This window comes from Lysobacter rhizosphaerae (assembly GCF_054779795.1).
In genome coordinates, this window is sequence record NZ_BAAGXO010000010.1 from 131,588 (window position 1) to 148,341 (window position 16,754).

Below are 16,754 nucleotides of genomic sequence, written 5' to 3' on the forward strand. Positions count from 1 at the left end.
ACGGAAGGGCTACCTGGCGCGGTCATGACAGCGCGGCCTCCAGCAGCGAGCGGATCACCGCCTGCGCATCGGCGGCCTTGCCTTCGTCGTATGCGAACGTGGTCTCGTCCATGTAGATGCGCTGGCCGATCTCGAGCTGGATGGCATCGATGCCGTTGGCGGGATCGGCGTAATGACGGGTGATGTAGCCGCCCTTGAAGCGGCCGTTGACCACGAAGTCGTAACGCGATTGCGCGGCAAGCGCCGCCTCCACTTGCGCCTGCCGCCGTGGCGAACAACTCGCGCCGCCGGACGTGCCGAGGTTGAGGTCGGGCAGGCGCCCGGGGAACAGGAATTCGAGGTCGCTGCCCTTGATGGAGTGGCCTTCCCACAGCAACACGCGGCCATGGGCCGCGCGCAGGCGCGCCAGTTCGCCCTGCAACGCTTCGTGGTACGGCCGCCAGTATGTTTCCGTACGGGCCGCGATCTCGTCCGCGGACGGCGCCTGCCCATCGAGGTACACGGGCGCACCGGTGAACTGCACCGCGGGACACAGGCCGGTGGTGTTCTGGCCGGGATACAACGACGTGTCGTCCGGCGGCCGGTTGAGGTCGATGACGTAACGCGAATAGCGCGGCACCAGCATCGAGGCACCGAGTTCGCGCGCGAATGCGTACAGGCGCGCGATGTGCCAGTCCGTGTCGGGCGCGAGTCGCGCGCGATCGACCATCCGCTCCTTCAGCGCGGTTGGAATCTCGCTGCCGTTGTGCGGGACGCTTACCAGCAACGGCGCGGTGCCGCGATGGAGTTCGAAGACATCGTTCATTTGATCGTTTCCATCAAACAAAGCGCGCCGGCGAATACGGCGCAGGATCAACGGCGGCTGCCGAACCGGCCACGAGATCGGCGACCAGCTGGCCCGTGGCAGCGCTCATGCTCACGCCCATCATGCCGTGCCCGGTGGCGATCCACAGGCCGTCGCGTCCCGGCACGCGGCCGATCAACGGCACGTCATCGATGCACATCGGCCGCCACCCGTACCACTTCTCACGCACCTCGGGACCGGCGGGGCGGCGCAGGTATTCCGCGGCGCCGCGTTCCAGCGCGGCGAGGCGGCGCTCGTTGAGCGTTTCGTCGTAGCCGGAAAACTCCATCGTGCTGCCCAGGCGGAAACCGCTGCCCCAGGCCGTGACGCAGACGGACCGCTCGCGCAGCACGATCGGGCGACGCGGCACCAGCGAGGGCGCCGAATACGTGATCGAGTAGCCCTTGCCCGGCTGCATCGCGCGCCGCAACCCCGGGAAGCCGATCGCCGCTGCCAGCCGCGGCGACCAGGCCCCCAGCGCGAAGACCGCCTCGCGCGACTTCCACGTGCCGTGCGACGTACGCAGCGACACGCCATCGCGACCCGCATCGACTGATTCGAACGCGCATTGCTCCACGATCTCGCCGCCACGCTCGCGCACCAGCCGCGCCAGCTCATCGACATAACGATCCGGACGCAACACCGCATCGCCATCGAAACGCAGCGCACCGGCGACACCAGGCTTGAGCGCCGGTTCCATCGCTTCGTAGTGGCGGCCGTCGATGGCCTCGACGGAAACCCCGAACTCGCGCAGCGCGGACATTTCCTTCTGCTCTTCGGCGAAGGCACTCGCGTCGCGGAAGACGTAATCGACGCCGGCCTCGGCGAACTCGCACTCGATGCCATAGTCGCGTACCCATTGCGCCAACCGCGCGCGCGAATCGTTGAGCAGGACCGACTTCGCCTGTGCGCTGCGCTGCCAATCGCGCGGATTGCAGCGCGCGGCGAAACCGAGCAGCCAGCGCCACAGCGCGGGGTCGATGCGCGGCTTGATGTAGAGCGGCGCGTCCGGCGTGAGCATCCAGCGCAGCGCCACCGCGACCATGCCCGGCGCGGCCAGCGGCGGTGCATGGCTCGGGGTGATGGTGCCGCAGTTGCCATGCGATGCGCCGCCACCGACAACGCCGGCATCGATGACACGGACGCCGCGCCCGGCTTCGAGCAATGCCAGCGCCGACGCCAGGCCGATCACGCCGGCCCCCACCACGATGATGTCGTTGGAATCCTTGTGCATTGCGCGAAAGGGCGTTGGAAGCGTTAGGGTCGTTGGAAGCGATAGGGTCGTTGGAAGCCGGCAAAAAGAAAAGAAACCAGCGGCCGGCGCTTCGCCTTTGCCGCATTGCAGCATGACAGAACCCCACCCGCTCGCCAAAGATGCGCGGGTTCCCTCCGTGCTGCATGGGCCGCAGACGGATTGGTCACTCAACTCGTTCTGGACGCCGCCGTTGCGGGGCGCACTGAACGCGAGCGTGCGCAATCCCGGTTCTCCGGTCCTTCGACATCACTCCAGGGTAATCAACGATGCAACATCGTCTCCTCAGCGCGGCGGTTCTCGCCTCGCTCGCTGTTTCCGCTCCCGCTTTCGCCGGCAAGGCCGATTCTCCGGCCGCCCAGCGCGCCCGCGGCCTGATCGACGCCAACGCCACTGCCGTCCAGCGCGCGGCCGAGGACAGCTTCACCGTCAAGAACGTCGTGGTCGAAGGCGGCACCGAACACGTCCGTTTCGAACGCCAGTACCGCGGCCTGCCGGTCATTGGCGGCGACTTCGTCGTCCATTCGAAGAACGGCCAGTTCAAGTCGGCCAGCCTGACCCTGAAGACCAACGGTCGTCCGGACGTGGTGCCGCAGATCAGCGCCGACCAGGCGATCGTCGAAGCCGGCGCGGAATTCGGCACCGGTTTCCACGGCGTCCCGACCGCCAGCCTGGTGGTGTATGCCCGCGGCGCCCAGCCCGTGCTGGCGTACGAAGTGCGCATGAACGGCACCAAGGCCGACCAGACCCCGACCGAGATGCGGTACTTCGTCGATGCGAAGAACGGCAAGGTCCTCGATGGCTGGGATACGGTCGAAACCACCGCCGCGATCGGCACCGGCAACACCCTGACCCTGGGCCAGGTATCGCTCGACACCGACTCGACCGGCACCGGCTACCAGATGGTCGACACCACCCGTGGCAACGGCGTCACCAAGGACAACTTCAACGGTTCGACGTCCTCGACCACCGGCACCACCTTCACGGACGCCGACAATGCCTGGGGCAACGGCAGCAACGCCGATCGCGCCTCCGCCGCCGCCGACGCCCACTTCGGCGTCGCCGCGACCTGGGATTTCTACAAGAACACCTTCGGCCGCAACGGCATCAAGAACGACGGCAAGGGCGCCCTGAGCCTCGTCCATGTCGGCAGCAACTGGGTCAACGCGTCGTGGAGCGATGGCTGCTTCTGCATGCGCTACGGCGATGGCGACGGCACGACCTATCGCCCGCTCGTCGCGCTCGACGTGGCCGGCCATGAAATGACCCACGGCGTGACCGCGGCGGTGAACGGCCTGGCCTACTCCGCCGACGCGGGCGGCCTCAACGAGGCTACGTCCGACATCATGGGCACGATGGTCGAGTTCTCGGTCAACAACGCCAACGACCCGGGCGACTGGCTGATCGGCGAAAAGATCTACATCAGCAACCCGAACGGCACCAAGGCGCTGCGCCAGATGTTCAAGCAGAACCTCGATGGCGGTTCGTTCGTCTGCTATCCGAACAAGGGCTTCACCCGCCGCAACGACCCGCACTACACCTCGGGCGTCGCCAATCGCTTCGCCTACCTGCTGTCGGAAGGTGCGGTGGTGCCGGCCGGCTTCGGTGCGGGTACCAGCTTCAACCTGACCCCGGCCTCGCTGGTGTGCAATGGCGACACCACCATCGCCGGCATCGGCCGTACCAAGACCGCGGCGATCTGGTACCGCGCGATGGACCTGTACTTCACCTCCAGCACGACCTACCCGCAGGCGCGTGCCGCGACCCTGCAGGCGGCAGCCGACCTGTACGGCGCGACTTCCGCCGAATACCAGACCGTCGCACGTGCATGGAGCGCGACCGCGGTCAACTGATCCAGTCGTCACGGATGGCCCGTGGTCGCGGGCCATCTTTTCCCAGCATCTGCAGCACCCCGCAACCAGAGGAAAAACGGAATGAAACTGATCGGCGTCGTTTCCTGCTCCGCCGTACTCGTGGGCACCATTGCCGCTGCGGCATCCGCACAGCCATCGGCGAAGGCCAATCCGCTGCGCGTCAGCATCGTCGCCGCACAGGCGTCCAGCGGCGGCTTCCTGGGCGCCGTCGAAGTCACCGTGACCAATACCAGCAACCACACCGTGCGCGTGCCGAAGTGGGAACTGCCATCCGATTCCATGGAAGCGAAGCTGTTCCAGGTCAGCCGCGACGGCCAGCCGGTGCAGTACGAAGGCTCGATGGCCAAGCGCGGCCTGCCCAAGGCCGAGGACTTCGCGATCCTGCGTGCAGGCGAAACCCTGCGCACCACCATCGACCTCTCGGGCAGCTATGACATGTCCAAGAGCGGCGACTACGTCGTCACCCTGCTGTCGCCGCTGCAGCACGCCTCGATGTCGAACGGCGAAATGCTCAAGCACGACAACGGCCTGCCGATGACCATCCAGTCAGCGCCGCTGCGCCTGTGGGTCGACGGTACCGACATGCTCGCCAAGGGCGGCAGCCAGATCATGAAGAAGCCGCCGTCGGGCGGTGGCACGGTCGTCAACGGCGTCACCTTCGTCGGTTGCTCGACCACGCAGATCAGCCAGGCCGGCCAGGCCGTGGTCGACGCCCGCACCTATACCGAAAACGCCAAGGGCTATCTCAACGGCGGCACGGTCGGTGCGCGTTACACCACATGGTTCGGCGCCTACACGTCGGCGCGCTACTCCACCGCGAACCAGCACTACGTCTCGATCGATGGCGCGATGGACCAGAGCGGCGGCCAGATCAAGATCAACTGCGGTTGCAACGGCAGCGAGTACGCCCATGTGTTCCCGAACTCGGCGTACGAGATCTTCGTCTGCCGCGCCTTCTGGCCGGCACCGGCGGTGGGCACCGACTCCAAGGCCGGTACGCTGATCCACGAGATGAGTCACTTCACCGTCGTCGCTGGCACCAACGACTGGGTCTACGGGCAGGCCGGGGCCAAGAACCTCGCCATCACCAACCCGACCAACGCGCTGGACAACGCCGACAACCACGAATACTTCGCCGAGAACAACCCGTTCCAGAACTGAGCGAAGCATCGCGCAACACAAAAACGGCCCGCGCATGCGGGCCGTTTTCTTTGGGGTGTCCAGAGCTCAGGGCAGCAGGGCTACTTCGTCGCGCTGGCCCAGCCCGTCCATCCCGGCCCGCGCACGACCTGCCCGGGCGTGGCGCCGGTATGTTCGCCAGCGCGCAGGACCTGCACGCCGTTGACGAAGACATCGCTCACTCCGGTCGCGAACACCATGGGCTTTTCGAACGTCGAGTGGTCGCTGATCGTGGCCGGATCGAACACCACCAGGTCGGCGTGGCAACCCGGATCCAGGCAGCCACGATCGCGCAGCTTCCAGTTGTCGGCGGGCAGGCGGGTGAGGCGGCGGATGGCTTCCTCCAGCGGCATCAACCTGCGATCGCGCACGTAATGGCCAAGGAAGCGGGCGAAGTTGCCGTAGGCGCGCGGATGCGTGCTGGACTTGAGGAAGACGCCCTCCGGCGCCGACGACTCCGCATCCGACCCGAGGCTGACCCAGGGCTGGCGCAGGCCGAGCTCGACGTTGTCCTCGCTCATCAGGAAATAGGCGGTGTCGACGCGCGAGTCGTCCTCGAGCATCAGGTCCAGCACGGTGTCCTCGACCGGGGTGCCACGCTGCGCCGCGACCTGGGCCAGCGTGCGGCCGATCAACGGCTTGAGTTTTTCCGACTTGAAGCCGATGAACAGCACGCGCTCGGGTGAGCCGGCCTGCAGGCGCAGGTTTTCCCACCCGGCGTTGGGGTCCTTCATGTCGGCGATGACGCGGGCGCGCGTCTTCGGATCCCGCAGCCGCTGGTTCAGCGCCTCGCGGCCACCGGCCTGCACCCACGGCGGGATGCTCGCATCCAGTCCGGTCGCACCCGCGGTGTAGGCATACATGTCGGCTGCGACATCGAGCCCCTGCGCACGCGCGCCATCAATGCTGGCAATGGCCTGCGCCATCTTCGGCCAGTTCCGCTCGCCTGCGGCCTTGAGGTGATAGACCTCGGTGTGTTGCTTCGTCGCGCGGGCGATGCCGATGGTCTCGTCGAGTGCGTCCTGCAAGCCGTTGGCTTCGCTGCGCATGTGGGCGACGTAACCACCGCCGGACTCGGCGGCAGCGTTGGCCAGCGCGGTGAGCTCCGTGGTCTTCGCGTACGAACCCGGTGCGTAGATGATCGCGGCGCCTACCCCGAGCGCGCCTTCCTGCATCGCGGCGCGCACCTCGTCCTGCATGCGAGCCAGCTGCACGGGCGTGGGCTGTATGTCGCCTTCGCCCAGCTCATGTATCCGCACCGTCGCCGCACCGACGAACGAGGCGATGTTCGGCGTGATGCCGCGCCGCTGCAGGTAATCCAGGTAATTGCCCAGCGTGGTCCACTCGATCGGATACCGGATGTCGCCCTGCTGGCGCAGCATCTCGGCTTTCATCTCCGGATTGAGCGGCCCCATCGACCAGCCCTCGCCAAAGATCTCCAGCGTCACGCCTTGTTTGGTATCGCTCACGCCGCGCCCGTCGGCGATGAGCGATTCGTTCGCCCAGCTCAGCACGTTGATGAAACCCGGCGCGACCGCCTGGCCCTTGGCATCGAGCACCTGTGCCGCCTCGGCAGGACTTCCCGCTGGCAGCAGCGCCGCGACCCGATCGCCGCGCACCCCGATGTCGACGCGTCGCGGCGGGGTCCCGCTGCCGTCGTAGACCAGCCCATTGCGGATCAGCAGGTCGTAGCGCGCCAGCGCCGCAGGCTGCGGCGGCGATGTGCTGCAACCGGCAAGGGTGAGCACGCCAACAGAGAACACACCGATCGAAAACACGCCGATAGAAGACGCGATCTGGACAATCCGGCTCATAGGGATCCCCCCACATTGAAGTGCGGGCGATTACACCATGGGCGCGACTGAGCGGTGCGCGCGGTGCAGAAACGACAACGGCCCGCATGCGCGGGCCGTCGTGGAGCAGCGGATAGCGCCGGTACTCAGTGCTGGTGGCCGCCTTCGCCGTGCACGTGGCCGTGCTCGACTTCCTCGGCCGAGGCTTCGCGCACGTCGACGATCTCGATGGCGAAATGCAGGTTCTTGCCCGCCATCGGGTGGTTGAGGTCGACGTCGACCACGCTCATGCCGACCTTCTGGATGGTCACGGCGCGCGGGCCGAAGTTGGTCTGCAGGATGACTTGCATGCCCGGCTCCAGGCGCTGGTTGCCGAAGTGCTTCTTCGGGATGCGCTGGCTCAGGCCGTCGCGCTTCTCGCCGTAGGCATCGGCGGCGGCCACGTCGACTTCGAACTTGTCGCCCGCCTCGCGGCCATCCATCGCGGTTTCCAGGCCCGGAATGATGTTGCCGTGGCCGACCAGGATCACCAGCGGATCGCGGCCTTCGGAGCTTTCCAGCGACTCCTGGCCCTGCTCGCTGACGGTGTAGTGGAAGCTGACGACGCGGTCTTTCTCGATCTTCATTGCTTGACTCGGTGGTGGGCCACGGCTGTGGCCGAGAGCTGCCGCGCCTTGTCGGCTGCGGCGGGAACGGCCAAGCTTCGGTTCGTGAAGACGAATATTCCGAGCCCTGCCAAGGGAGTCGCGCATTATCCCGGCAACCCCGGCGCCATGCCAGCGCGAGGGTCGCTTCTCTTACTAATGTGGCTGGCGTTGCTGCTTACGGGCTGTGGCGGCGACAAGCTGGTCCGCCAGCCACTGCCGGCACATCGTTCCTGGCCAGTGGTGGCCCCGGCCGACCCGGTCCGCGCCAATGCGGTGCTGATGCGGGCGATCAGCCTGGTGGGCACGCCCTATCGCTATGGCGGCAACACCCCCGACACTGGTTTCGACTGCAGCGGGCTCGTCAATTACGTCTACCGGGACATGCTCGACCTGCGCCTGCCGCGCACCTCGGGCGAACTCGCCGCATGGCAGGGGCCCCGGATCGCCCCGGAGCGGCTCGCGGCGGCGGACCTGGTGTTTTTTGGCTCCGGCAGGGGCGTCAGCCATGTCGGCATCTACGTGGGGGAAGGCCGTTTCGTCCATGCCCCCAGCACGGGCGGCACCGTGCGGCTGGACTATCTGGACGGGCCGTACTGGCGCGACCACTACAGCGGGGCCAAGCGGGTCCTCAACTGACCAGCGGCCGGTTTTGCCAACTTTGACGGCGGATTTAACGAATCCCTAACTTCTTCTGAACAACATCACCCGGTCGGGTAGGCATGATCGCCACCAGTTTGTGAATCGCGATGACTGCGTGACGCCAGAGTACGGCCGCCCTGCTGGTACCACCCCTTCCCGGCTTGCCCGGGGTTTGTTGCGTTTGTCGCTCGCGCTGGCGCTCACCGCCCCGGCGTTGTCGGCCTTCGCGGCACCGGTGGACGATGCTGCGCCGTTCCCCGTCAAGCACCCGGCCGCGGTTGCACCCGAATCGCTGTCCGGCCGCGCGCTCGACCTGGTGGCAGGCGCCAATCGCCTGTTGAACCCGGCGGCTGCGCTGGAACTGCCCGCCGAAGCCATCGGCACGCCCATCGGCGACGACAGCAAGGTCAAGAGCGTGCTGCAGAAGGCGCTCGCCCTGCTCGGCACGCCGTACCGCTGGGGCGGCACCGATCCCAACAAAGGTTTCGACTGCAGCGGCCTGGTCGGTTACGTCTTCCGCAATGCGCTGGGCATCGAACTGCCGCGCGTGTCCCGCGACATGGCCAAGAACGGCGAGCTCGTCACCGACCGCGCCAAACTGGTCGCCGGCGACCTGGTCTTCTTCGGTCGCAAGGGCCGCGTGAACCACGTCGGCATCTACCTCGGCGACGGCCGCTTCGTCCATGCCCCGCGTACCGGCAAGGACGTCACGGTCTCAAGCCTCGAAGAGGGTTACTGGAGCGGGCGCTTCGTGCAGGCACGACGCGTGAACACCAGCGGCGGCTGATCCGCCCGACGCAAGAGACCAAAGGCCGCCTTCGGGGCGGCTTTTTCATTTCCGCAGTTCCATTTCCACGGCTTCATTCCGCGTCAGCCGGGATCGCGGAAGTGCTCGATCGTGGCTTCGATGCCCTTGCTCAGCTCCATCACCTTGAGCGCGTACTCGGCCAGGCGCTTGTCTTCATCGCTGGCCATCTGCAGGGGCGGCACGGGCGTGGCCTTGGCGTTGGCGTCCATCGCCACGAACACGATCACGCAATGCGTGCACAGGCGGGTCTCTCCGCCCATGGGGTCGCGGGCGCTGACGTCGATGGAGAAGTGCATGCTGGTGTTGCCGGTATGGATGAGCTTGGCGCGCACCGCCACCAGATCGCTGATCAGGATCGGCGCGACGAAGCGGATCCCACCGACGGCGACCGTCACGCTGTAGTGGCCGCTCCAGCCCACCGCCGCGGCATAGCCGGCCTGGTCGATCCATTTCATCACCACGCCGCCGTGGACCTTGCCACCGTAGTTGACGTCGACGGGCTCCGCCAGGAAACGCATGGTGAGTTCGCGCTGGGTTCCGCTCATGGCCGACTCCAGGAATGAGACGTGCAAGTGTGCACCTTGCGACGTCCCGTGGGCGTGGGCGATGCTTCCGCCACCATTGGGGAGGAAGCAGGCATGGGGCGTACGATCCTCGGCGTTGTGGCGGGACTGGTTGTCGCGTGGCTCACGATCACGCTGTGCGAATTCGCCAGCATGTTCCTGCACCACCCGCCGCCGGGCATCGACCTGCGCGACCCACAGGCGCTGGCGGCCCATGTCGCCGCCGCCCCGACACCGGTGATGCTGATCGTGCTGGCAGGGTGGTCGCTGGCCGCCTTCCTCGGCGGCTGGATCGCGGCACGCATCGCGCGGCATCGCCGGGCGGCCGCGCTGGTCATCGGCACGCTGGTCGTCGTCATGGTGCTCGCCAAGCGCATGCTGATTGCCTATCCGCTGTGGATGACGGTCGCCGGCCTCCTGCTGCCACTGTCGCTGGCCTGGCTGGCCGCGCGCCTGGCGACACCGCGCACATCGCCCTGACGCCGCTGTCGGATCGCGCACTGGCCCGGCCGTGCGCGATCGCCGACACTGTCGCGCCCCCGGTTTCGCACGCTCCCACGATGCATCGATTCGCGCTCGTCGCCTCCCTGCTTGCCATCACATCGATCGCCCACGCCGCCGAACCGGTGCTGCCGCAATCGAGCCGCTACGAAACCGACGATGCCTGGCGCCAGCCGATCGCACCGTTTCAACTCGCCGACCACACCTGGTACATCGGCACGCAGGGTCTGAGCGCCCTGCTGATCCGCACGCCGGAAGGCGCGGTGCTGATCGATGGCGGCCTGCCGCAGGCGGCGGACATGCTGCTGCAGCGGATGCGCGACCTCGGTGTGCAACCGCAGGAACTCAAGCTGATCCTGCACAGCCACGCGCACGGCGACCACGCCGGGCCGATCGCCGCGATCAAGCGGGCCACTGGCGCGCGCGTGGTCAGCAATGCCGAATCCGCCGTGCTGCTGGCGCGCGGCGGCAGCAATGACCTGCATTTCGGCGACGGCATCCTGTATCCGCCGGTGCAGGCGGACCGCCTGGTGATGGATGGCGAAGCCGTCGAGTTGGGCGGCCTGCGCTTCGTCGCGCATTACACGCCGGGCCACACGCCCGGCAGCCTGAGCTGGACCTGGCGCGACACGCGCAATGGCAAGCCGCTGGACATCGCCTATGCCGACAGCCTGAGCGCGCCGGGCTACCAGCTGGTCGACAATCCGCGCTATCCCCGCATCGTCGACGACTATCGCCGCGGCTTCGCGGCGGTGCGCGCGCTGCCCTGCGACGTGCTGATCACGCCGCACCCGGATGCGAGCGGCTGGACGCCCGCCAATACCACCACGCCGCATCCCGCGCCCGTCACCTGCCGCGACTATGCCGACAAGGCCGAAGCGCGGTTCGACGCGCAGCTGGCGACGCAACGCAAGGAACGACCGTAATGCCCTACACCCCGATCGTCGCCACGCTCGGCTACGTGCTGTCCGCGGATGGACGCGAAGTGCTGATGGTCCATCGCAACGCACGCCCCGACGACCACCAGCTCGGCAAGTACAACGGCCTGGGCGGCAAGATCGAACCGGACGAAGACGTGCTCGCCGGCATGCGTCGCGAGATCCACGAGGAAGCCGGCATCGACTGCGTCGACCTGTCGCTGCGCGGCACGATCAGCTGGCCCGGTTTCGGCAAGCAAGGCGAGGACTGGCTCGGCTTCGTCTTCCTCATCACCCGTTTCACCGGCACCCCTTTCGAAAGCAATGCCGAAGGCCCGCTGGAGTGGGTGCCACGCGAGCGCCTGCACGACCTGCCGATGTGGGAAGGCGACCGCCAGTTCCTGCCGCTGGTGTTCGACGACGACCCGCGCCCCTTCCACGGCGTGATGCCGTATCGCGACGGACGCATGCTGTCGTGGAAGTTCTCGCGCGCGTGATCGCGCCGGAGGCCTAGTCAGCCGGGTTCGAGGCTACGAGATACTCCATGTTGACCGATGCCGGCGCCGTCTCGACGAAACCGTACTTCGCATACAGATGGCGGGCTTCGCCATCGGCGACGAGGGTGACATAGGCCGAAGGCTCCGCGTTCGCGCGCAGCCACGCATCGAGCGCGGTCATGATCCGTTTGCCCAGCCCACGTCCCTGGAATGGCGGTGCCACCGCGATATCGACGACGGTGTAGAAGCAGCCGCCATCGCCGATGATGCGTCCCATCCCGATCACTTCACCGTCGTGGCGCAGGCTCACGCCATACAGCGTGTTGGGAAGCCCCTTGCGCGCGGCCTCGATTGTTTTGGGCGACATGCCGGCGACGCTGCGCAACCGGCAGTAATCGTCGGCGCCGGGAAACTGTTCGACCAGCTGGATGTTTTCTTCGGCCATCGCCACCGCTCCGCCATCAGTGCATTCATGCCCGGATATCTTGCTGCGCAGGCATGAAAAGGATGTGTGAGGTTCGCGATGCGGACTGGTTAGCCGGTGGCGTCGCTGCGGATCTCCGCCATCTCGCCCTCGGCCACGCCGACGTTGCTCGAAGCCGCTGCGTACAGTTCGCGGTCGAGCAATCCGGTTTCCTTCGCCACCAGCACCGGCACCAGCATCTGGCCGGTCACGTTGGTCATCGTGCGCATCATGTCGAGGACGCGGTCGATGGCGTACAGATAGCCGATCGCCTCCAGCGGCAGGCCGGCGGCGCTGAGCACCACCGTCGCCATGATCACCGCGGTGCCGGGTACGCCGGCGGTACCGAAACTGCCCAGCACCGACGCCAGCGCGATGATCAGGTACTTGTCGAACGTGAGGTCGATGCCCGCATATTGCGCGATGAACACCGCCGCCAGCGCCGGATAGATCGCGCCGCAACCGTCCATCTTGATGCTGGCGCCGAGCGGGACGACGAAAGCGGCGTAGTCGCTGTCGACGCCGTGGTTGTGGACCACGCTGCGCAGCGACACCGGCATCGCGGCGAAACTCGACGAGGCGACGAATCCCACCTGCATCGCGGGCGCGGCGCCACGGAAGAAGCGGATCGGATTCAGCCCGTGCGCCAGCAGCAGACCGCTGTACACCACCACGATGTGGAACGCGCAGGCCGCGTACAGGGCGACGACGAAACTCGCCAGCGGCTTGAGCTGTTCGAACCCATAGCCGCCCACCAGCGCGGCGATCAGTCCGAACGTACCCAGCGGCGTGAATTCCAGCACGAAGCGCGTGACCTGGATCATCGTCTCGCTGGCCTCGCCGCACAGCCGGCGCAGGTGTGCGGTCCGCTCGCCCAGCTTGACGAAGGCAAAGCCGATCAGGCCGGCGAAGAAGATCACCTGCAGCACCGTGCCGTTGCGCGGCACCAGCACCTTCATGCCGTCGGCGGTCTTGGCGGTGTCGGCACCCGCCATCGCCGCGATGGGATTGGACGGCACGATGTTGAACAGCACGTCGAGCACGCCGGGCGGGTTCTTGGGGACGTAGTCGGACGCCATCTTCAGCGTGCCGACATCGACGCCGACACCCGGCTTCACCACCCAGCCCGCGAGCAGGCCAACGCCGACCGCCAGCACGGCGGTGATCGCAAACCACAGGAAGGTACGTCCGCCGAGCGCGGCGATCGACTTCTGCCCATGCAGCGCGCTGACCGCGTTGATGACCGCAAAGAACACCAGCGGCACCGCGATCATCTTGATCAGGTTGACGTAGACGTCGCCAAGCGGACCGAACCACGTCGCCGCATCCTGGCCGAACAGCCAGCCCGCCAGCGCGCCCAGGACGAAGCCGAGCACCACGCGCTGCCAGAACGGGATCCGCAGCCAGCCGGAAACCACCTTCATCATCCGGAAAATCTCCGTTGCGCCGGCCGGGCCGGGCCGGCCCGCGACCCAGGGCCGCAACTCAAGCCCGCAACATAGCCGAGGCCGGCGCGGCGTGGCGAGCCGTGAATGCAATCCGTTGTTCCAAACCGGAATGAGCATGGGCCCCCTCTCCGCCCACCCGTTTGCGCAAAGCCGGCCACGAAATCCCGCGCGATCGGCTTGGCATAATCCGCGATTCCCTGTTCACCCGGTCCCGGCAGGTTTTCATGTCTTCCTTGCGCGTCCTCGGTATTGCCCTGGCTTCCACCCTGCTCGGGGCCTGTGCCAGCACCGCGCCACGCGCGCCGGCCAGCGGGCCGTTCATGGTGGAGGTGCCGGCGATCAAGCGCCCCGATGGCGAAACCCCGGCTTGGTGGTTCCGAGACGGCGCCGCGCAGGCGGCCCAACGCGGCGCGATGGGCGGACACGCGAAGAACGTGATCCTGTTCGTCGGCGACGGCATGAGCCTCACCACCGTGGCGGCAGCGCGCATCCTCGAAGGCCAGCGCAAGGGCGCACCGGGCGAGGAAAACCGCCTGAGCTGGGAGAACTTCCCCGCCACGGCCCTGAGCCGGACCTACAACACCGACTCGCAGACGCCGGATTCGGCCGGCACCATGTCGGCGATGGCCACCGGCGTGAAGACACGCGCCGGCGTGCTCAGCATCGGCCAGGAAGCCAGGCTCGGCGACTGCGCGGCGGCATTGAAGACGCCGGTGCTGACGCTGTGGGAACTCGCCGCCAGCAGTGGCCTGGCGACGGGCGTGGTCACCACCACGCGCGTCACCCATGCGACGCCGGGCGCGACCTTCACCCATTCCGCGCACCGCAACTGGGAGAGCGACGCGGCGATGACGCGTTACGGCGATCCCGCGGGTGGCTGCACGGACATCGCGCGACAGCTGATCGAATCGCCGTACGGCAGCGGTCCGGACGTGCTGATGGGCGGCGGTCGCGCCAACTTCATGCCGGACACGCAGGCCGATCCCGAATATCCCGATACGCGCGGCCTGCGCAAGGACGGGCGCGACCTCATCGCGCTCTGGCGCCAGCGCCATCCGCAGGGCGCCTACGTGTGGGACGCGCAGCAGCTCGCGGCGGCGCCGGGCGACCAGCCGGTGCTTGGCCTGTTCGAGCCCAGCCACATGCATTACGAACACGATCGACCGCAGGACCGTGGCGGCGAGCCTTCGCTGGCCGAGATGACGCGCGCCGCGATCACGCGCCTGCAACGCAACGACAAGGGTTTCGTGCTGCTGGTCGAAGGCGGGCGCATCGACCATGCCCACCACAACGGCAACGCCTACCGCGCGCTCGACGAGACGATCGCGCTGAGCGATGCGGTGCGCACCGCCACGGAACTGACCTCGGCCGATGACACGCTGATCCTGGTCACCGCCGACCACGCCCACACGCTGAGCTTTTCCGGCTATCCCGAACGCGGCAACCCGATCCTCGGCAAGGTCCGTGGCAGCACCGGCGAGGAGGAAGGCAAGGACGCGTATGCACGCGATCTGCTTGGCCTCCCCTACACCACGCTCAACTACGCCAATGGCCCTGGCTACACCGGCGAAAGCGACGTGCAGCCAGCGGGCGCCAAGCGCAATCCGCACGATCTGCACAAGATCAAGCCGGCGATCGGCCGTCCCGACCTCACCAACGTCGACACCACCGACCCCGATTACCTGCAGGAAGCGATCGCGCCGTTCACCCAGGAATCGCACGGCGGCGAGGATGTCGGCATCTGGGCACGCGGCCCTGGCAGCGATGCCGTGCGCGGCAGCGTGGAGCAAAACACGATCTTCCACTTCATGCTGCAGGCGATGCCGGCATTGCGCGAAGCGCTATGCGCCAAGGGCGACTGCGACCGCAATGGTGTGCCGGTGGAGCTGCCGAAGCCGGCGGATTTCAGAACGGCGCCATGAACTCGCTCCGTCATCCCGGCGAAAGCCGGGATCCATTTTGATCTTGCCGTTGCTTTGGCTAGCAGAGCAGGAGCAACGGCAAAATGGATCCCGGCTTTCGCCGGGGTGACAAGGTCTCAGAACGGCTTTGCCAGCACCAGATAAACGATCGCGATCAGCAGGAACACCGGCAATTCATTGAACCAGCGCAGCGCGCGCGACGACGGCAAGGGCCGGCCGGCCTCGACACCCTTCAACCAGCGGCCGGCGACGATGTAGTACGCCAGCATCACCGCCACCAGTGCGAGCTTCGCGTGCAGCCAGCCGCCGGTCGCGAACATCTGCGGCAGGGCATCGCCGAACACGCGGTGTCCCTGCCACATCAGCAGGCCGAAGACGAGCGCCAGCCCGAACATGATGTGGCCGAAGCGGTACAGTCGCCGCCCCATCAGCAGCAGGCGCGCGCGTACCCCCGGATCGTTCCCGGCCTCGGCGAGGTTCACCAGGATGCGCGGCAGATAGAACACTCCCCCCATCCACGCCATGACGAACACGACGTGGGCGGTCTTGATCCAGAAATAGGCTTGCATTGGCTGCGCGTCCCGGGAATGGTGTCGAGGCGCGATAGGATGGCACGAATGCGTTCCACCCTTCTTCGTCATCCCGGCGAACGCCGGGATCCAGCATTTGATTCGCGTTGGCCTGTTCTCGCGAGAACAAGAGGCAGCGGCTGGATCCCGGCGTTCGCCGGGATGACGATCCTAAAGCCTGCACCTCGATGACTAAACACTACGATCAGAGCTACTTCGACACTTGGTACCGGCAGCGCGGCATCGGCGACAGCGCGCGGCTCGCGCGCAAGGTGGCGATGGCGGTGACGACTGCCGAATACTTCCTCGAGCGTCCGCTGCGCACCGTGCTCGACATCGGTTGCGGCGAAGGCGTGTGGCGCGCGCCCCTGCTCAAGCTGCGACCGAAGGCCCGGTACCTCGGCTTCGACAGCAGCGAGTACGCGATCCGCCGCTACGGCGCGCGCCGCAACCTGCACCTGGCGGGCTTCGGCGACTTCGCCCTGCTGCGCCCGTGCCCGCCGGTGGACCTGCTGGTGTGCAGCGATGTCATGCACTACCTCGACACGCGCGAACTCGACCGTGGCCTGCCGGGCCTGGCCGAGTTGTGCGGCGGCGTCGCCTTCCTCGAAACCTTCGCGCGCGAGGACGGCGCCGAGGGCGATGAGCACGACTTCCGCAACCGGCCGGCGAAGTTCTATCGCCAGCGCTTCGGCAAACTCGGCTTCACCCAGATCGGCTCGCACCTGTGGCTGTCGCCCGCCCTGCGCGACCACGCGACCGCGTTGGAAATCCAATAAGCCACCCCCGGCGGCGCAACCCCGGAAACCGCGACTCGCTTCACAAACCCGTCGCCACC

Annotated in this window: 17 protein-coding genes; 9 read left to right on the top strand and 8 right to left on the bottom strand. The window is 67.1% G+C overall.

Annotated elements, in window-relative coordinates; all coding sequences use genetic code 11:
* Positions 1–22 precede the first annotated feature (22 nt).
* Both hutG and ACYVGE_RS14260 read right to left on the bottom strand, forming a co-directional pair.
* Positions 23–805: an N-formylglutamate deformylase gene (gene hutG / locus ACYVGE_RS14255; protein ID WP_460730792.1), complete on the bottom strand. Its 783-nt coding sequence runs from the start codon at positions 803–805 to the stop codon at positions 23–25.
* A 13-nt stretch (positions 806–818) separates the two neighbouring features.
* On the bottom strand, positions 819–2,078 hold the full coding sequence (locus ACYVGE_RS14260; RefSeq protein WP_460730793.1) for an NAD(P)/FAD-dependent oxidoreductase: 1,260 nt from the start codon (positions 2,076–2,078) through the stop codon (positions 819–821).
* A 287-nt stretch (positions 2,079–2,365) separates the two neighbouring features.
* On the opposite strand from ACYVGE_RS14260, the gene ACYVGE_RS14265 reads away from it, so the two are divergent.
* A complete protein-coding gene (locus ACYVGE_RS14265; RefSeq protein ID WP_460730794.1) occupies positions 2,366–3,949 on the top strand; it encodes a M4 family metallopeptidase in 1,584 nt (527 codons plus the stop codon).
* Between the two features lie 81 nt (positions 3,950–4,030).
* The gene (locus ACYVGE_RS14270; protein ID WP_460730795.1) at positions 4,031–5,131 is read left to right on the top strand and encodes a M35 family metalloendopeptidase; all 1,101 of its coding nucleotides are present in this window, start codon (positions 4,031–4,033) and stop codon (positions 5,129–5,131) included.
* Between the two features lie 80 nt (positions 5,132–5,211).
* On the opposite strand, the gene ACYVGE_RS14275 is transcribed toward ACYVGE_RS14270, so the two are convergent.
* Both ACYVGE_RS14275 and ACYVGE_RS14280 read right to left on the bottom strand, forming a co-directional pair.
* Positions 5,212–6,963 carry an N-acyl-D-amino-acid deacylase family protein gene (locus ACYVGE_RS14275; protein WP_460730796.1) on the bottom strand — a complete coding sequence of 584 codons (1,752 nt, stop codon included), beginning with the start codon at positions 6,961–6,963 and terminating at the stop codon, positions 5,212–5,214.
* Positions 6,964–7,088: 125 nt separating this feature from the next.
* On the bottom strand, positions 7,089–7,568 hold the full coding sequence (locus ACYVGE_RS14280) for an FKBP-type peptidyl-prolyl cis-trans isomerase (RefSeq protein WP_460730797.1): 480 nt from the start codon (positions 7,566–7,568) through the stop codon (positions 7,089–7,091).
* A gap of 177 nt (positions 7,569–7,745) precedes the next feature.
* Here ACYVGE_RS14280 and ACYVGE_RS14285 point away from each other — a divergent pair, with 177 nt between their 5' ends.
* Together ACYVGE_RS14285 and ACYVGE_RS14290 are read left to right on the top strand one after the other, a co-directional pair.
* Positions 7,746–8,225 carry a C40 family peptidase gene (locus ACYVGE_RS14285; RefSeq protein ID WP_460730881.1) on the top strand — a complete coding sequence of 160 codons (480 nt, stop codon included), beginning with the start codon at positions 7,746–7,748 and terminating at the stop codon, positions 8,223–8,225.
* A 178-nt stretch (positions 8,226–8,403) separates the two neighbouring features.
* Positions 8,404–9,015: a C40 family peptidase gene (locus ACYVGE_RS14290; RefSeq protein ID WP_460730798.1), complete on the top strand. Its 612-nt coding sequence runs from the start codon at positions 8,404–8,406 to the stop codon at positions 9,013–9,015.
* 83 nt (positions 9,016–9,098) lie between these two features.
* Here the strand turns inward: ACYVGE_RS14290 and ACYVGE_RS14295 are convergent, their stop codons facing one another.
* A complete protein-coding gene (locus ACYVGE_RS14295; RefSeq protein ID WP_460730799.1) occupies positions 9,099–9,581 on the bottom strand; it encodes an acyl-CoA thioesterase in 483 nt (160 codons plus the stop codon).
* Positions 9,582–9,674: 93 nt separating this feature from the next.
* Between ACYVGE_RS14295 and ACYVGE_RS14300 the strand changes: the two genes are divergently transcribed.
* From ACYVGE_RS14300 to ACYVGE_RS14310, 3 genes are all read left to right on the top strand, one after another.
* On the top strand, positions 9,675–10,079 hold the full coding sequence (locus ACYVGE_RS14300) for a hypothetical protein (RefSeq protein WP_460730800.1): 405 nt from the start codon (positions 9,675–9,677) through the stop codon (positions 10,077–10,079).
* Positions 10,080–10,159: 80 nt separating this feature from the next.
* Entirely contained in the window at positions 10,160–11,026 is an 867-nt protein-coding gene (bla, locus tag ACYVGE_RS14305) for a subclass B3 metallo-beta-lactamase (RefSeq protein WP_460730801.1), read from the top strand.
* Positions 11,026–11,514 carry an NUDIX hydrolase gene (locus tag ACYVGE_RS14310; protein WP_310053675.1) on the top strand — a complete coding sequence of 163 codons (489 nt, stop codon included), beginning with the start codon at positions 11,026–11,028 and terminating at the stop codon, positions 11,512–11,514. Before bla ends, ACYVGE_RS14310 begins: the two co-directional genes overlap by 1 nt.
* Positions 11,515–11,527: 13 nt before the next feature.
* Here the strand turns inward: ACYVGE_RS14310 and ACYVGE_RS14315 are convergent, their stop codons facing one another.
* Both ACYVGE_RS14315 and ACYVGE_RS14320 read right to left on the bottom strand, forming a co-directional pair.
* A complete protein-coding gene (locus tag ACYVGE_RS14315) occupies positions 11,528–11,959 on the bottom strand; it encodes a GNAT family N-acetyltransferase (RefSeq protein WP_460730802.1) in 432 nt (143 codons plus the stop codon).
* A gap of 89 nt (positions 11,960–12,048) precedes the next feature.
* Entirely contained in the window at positions 12,049–13,401 is a 1,353-nt protein-coding gene (locus tag ACYVGE_RS14320; RefSeq protein ID WP_460730803.1) for a dicarboxylate/amino acid:cation symporter, read from the bottom strand.
* Between the two features lie 248 nt (positions 13,402–13,649).
* On the opposite strand from ACYVGE_RS14320, the gene ACYVGE_RS14325 reads away from it, so the two are divergent.
* Positions 13,650–15,347 (top strand): alkaline phosphatase, encoded by a 1,698-nt coding sequence (locus ACYVGE_RS14325; protein ID WP_460730804.1) that lies wholly within the window; start codon positions 13,650–13,652, stop codon positions 15,345–15,347.
* 116 nt (positions 15,348–15,463) lie between these two features.
* Here the strand turns inward: ACYVGE_RS14325 and ACYVGE_RS14330 are convergent, their stop codons facing one another.
* Positions 15,464–15,916, bottom strand: coding sequence for a CopD family protein (locus ACYVGE_RS14330; RefSeq protein WP_460730805.1), 453 nt, complete (start codon positions 15,914–15,916; stop codon positions 15,464–15,466).
* Positions 15,917–16,104: 188 nt separating this feature from the next.
* Here ACYVGE_RS14330 and ACYVGE_RS14335 point away from each other — a divergent pair, with 188 nt between their 5' ends.
* Positions 16,105–16,695, top strand: a complete 591-nt coding sequence (locus ACYVGE_RS14335; RefSeq protein ID WP_460730806.1) for a class I SAM-dependent DNA methyltransferase — start codon at positions 16,105–16,107, stop codon at positions 16,693–16,695.
* Positions 16,696–16,754: the final 59 nt, after the last annotated feature.

Excerpts from the sequence above, each read along its gene's own strand:
- bla (WP_460730801.1), top strand. The coding sequence starts at position 10,160 with ATGCATCGATTCGCGCTCGTCGCCTCCCTGCTTGCCATCACATCGATC.
- ACYVGE_RS14270 (WP_460730795.1), top strand. The coding sequence starts at position 4,031 with ATGAAACTGATCGGCGTCGTTTCCTGCTCCGCCGTACTCGTGGGCACC.
- ACYVGE_RS14310 (WP_310053675.1), top strand. The coding sequence starts at position 11,026 with ATGCCCTACACCCCGATCGTCGCCACGCTCGGCTACGTGCTGTCCGCG.
- ACYVGE_RS14280 (WP_460730797.1), bottom strand. The coding sequence starts at position 7,568 with ATGAAGATCGAGAAAGACCGCGTCGTCAGCTTCCACTACACCGTCAGC.
- ACYVGE_RS14285 (WP_460730881.1), top strand. The coding sequence starts at position 7,746 with ATGTGGCTGGCGTTGCTGCTTACGGGCTGTGGCGGCGACAAGCTGGTC.
- hutG (WP_460730792.1), bottom strand. The coding sequence starts at position 805 with ATGAACGATGTCTTCGAACTCCATCGCGGCACCGCGCCGTTGCTGGTA.
- ACYVGE_RS14320 (WP_460730803.1), bottom strand. The coding sequence starts at position 13,401 with ATGAAGGTGGTTTCCGGCTGGCTGCGGATCCCGTTCTGGCAGCGCGTG.
- ACYVGE_RS14330 (WP_460730805.1), bottom strand. The coding sequence starts at position 15,916 with ATGCAAGCCTATTTCTGGATCAAGACCGCCCACGTCGTGTTCGTCATG.
- ACYVGE_RS14265 (WP_460730794.1), top strand. The coding sequence starts at position 2,366 with ATGCAACATCGTCTCCTCAGCGCGGCGGTTCTCGCCTCGCTCGCTGTT.
- ACYVGE_RS14275 (WP_460730796.1), bottom strand. The coding sequence starts at position 6,963 with ATGAGCCGGATTGTCCAGATCGCGTCTTCTATCGGCGTGTTTTCGATC.
- ACYVGE_RS14295 (WP_460730799.1), bottom strand. The coding sequence starts at position 9,581 with ATGAGCGGAACCCAGCGCGAACTCACCATGCGTTTCCTGGCGGAGCCC.
- ACYVGE_RS14335 (WP_460730806.1), top strand. The coding sequence starts at position 16,105 with ATGACTAAACACTACGATCAGAGCTACTTCGACACTTGGTACCGGCAG.
- ACYVGE_RS14260 (WP_460730793.1), bottom strand. The coding sequence starts at position 2,078 with ATGCACAAGGATTCCAACGACATCATCGTGGTGGGGGCCGGCGTGATC.
- ACYVGE_RS14315 (WP_460730802.1), bottom strand. The coding sequence starts at position 11,959 with ATGGCCGAAGAAAACATCCAGCTGGTCGAACAGTTTCCCGGCGCCGAC.
- ACYVGE_RS14325 (WP_460730804.1), top strand. The coding sequence starts at position 13,650 with ATGTCTTCCTTGCGCGTCCTCGGTATTGCCCTGGCTTCCACCCTGCTC.
- ACYVGE_RS14300 (WP_460730800.1), top strand. The coding sequence starts at position 9,675 with ATGGGGCGTACGATCCTCGGCGTTGTGGCGGGACTGGTTGTCGCGTGG.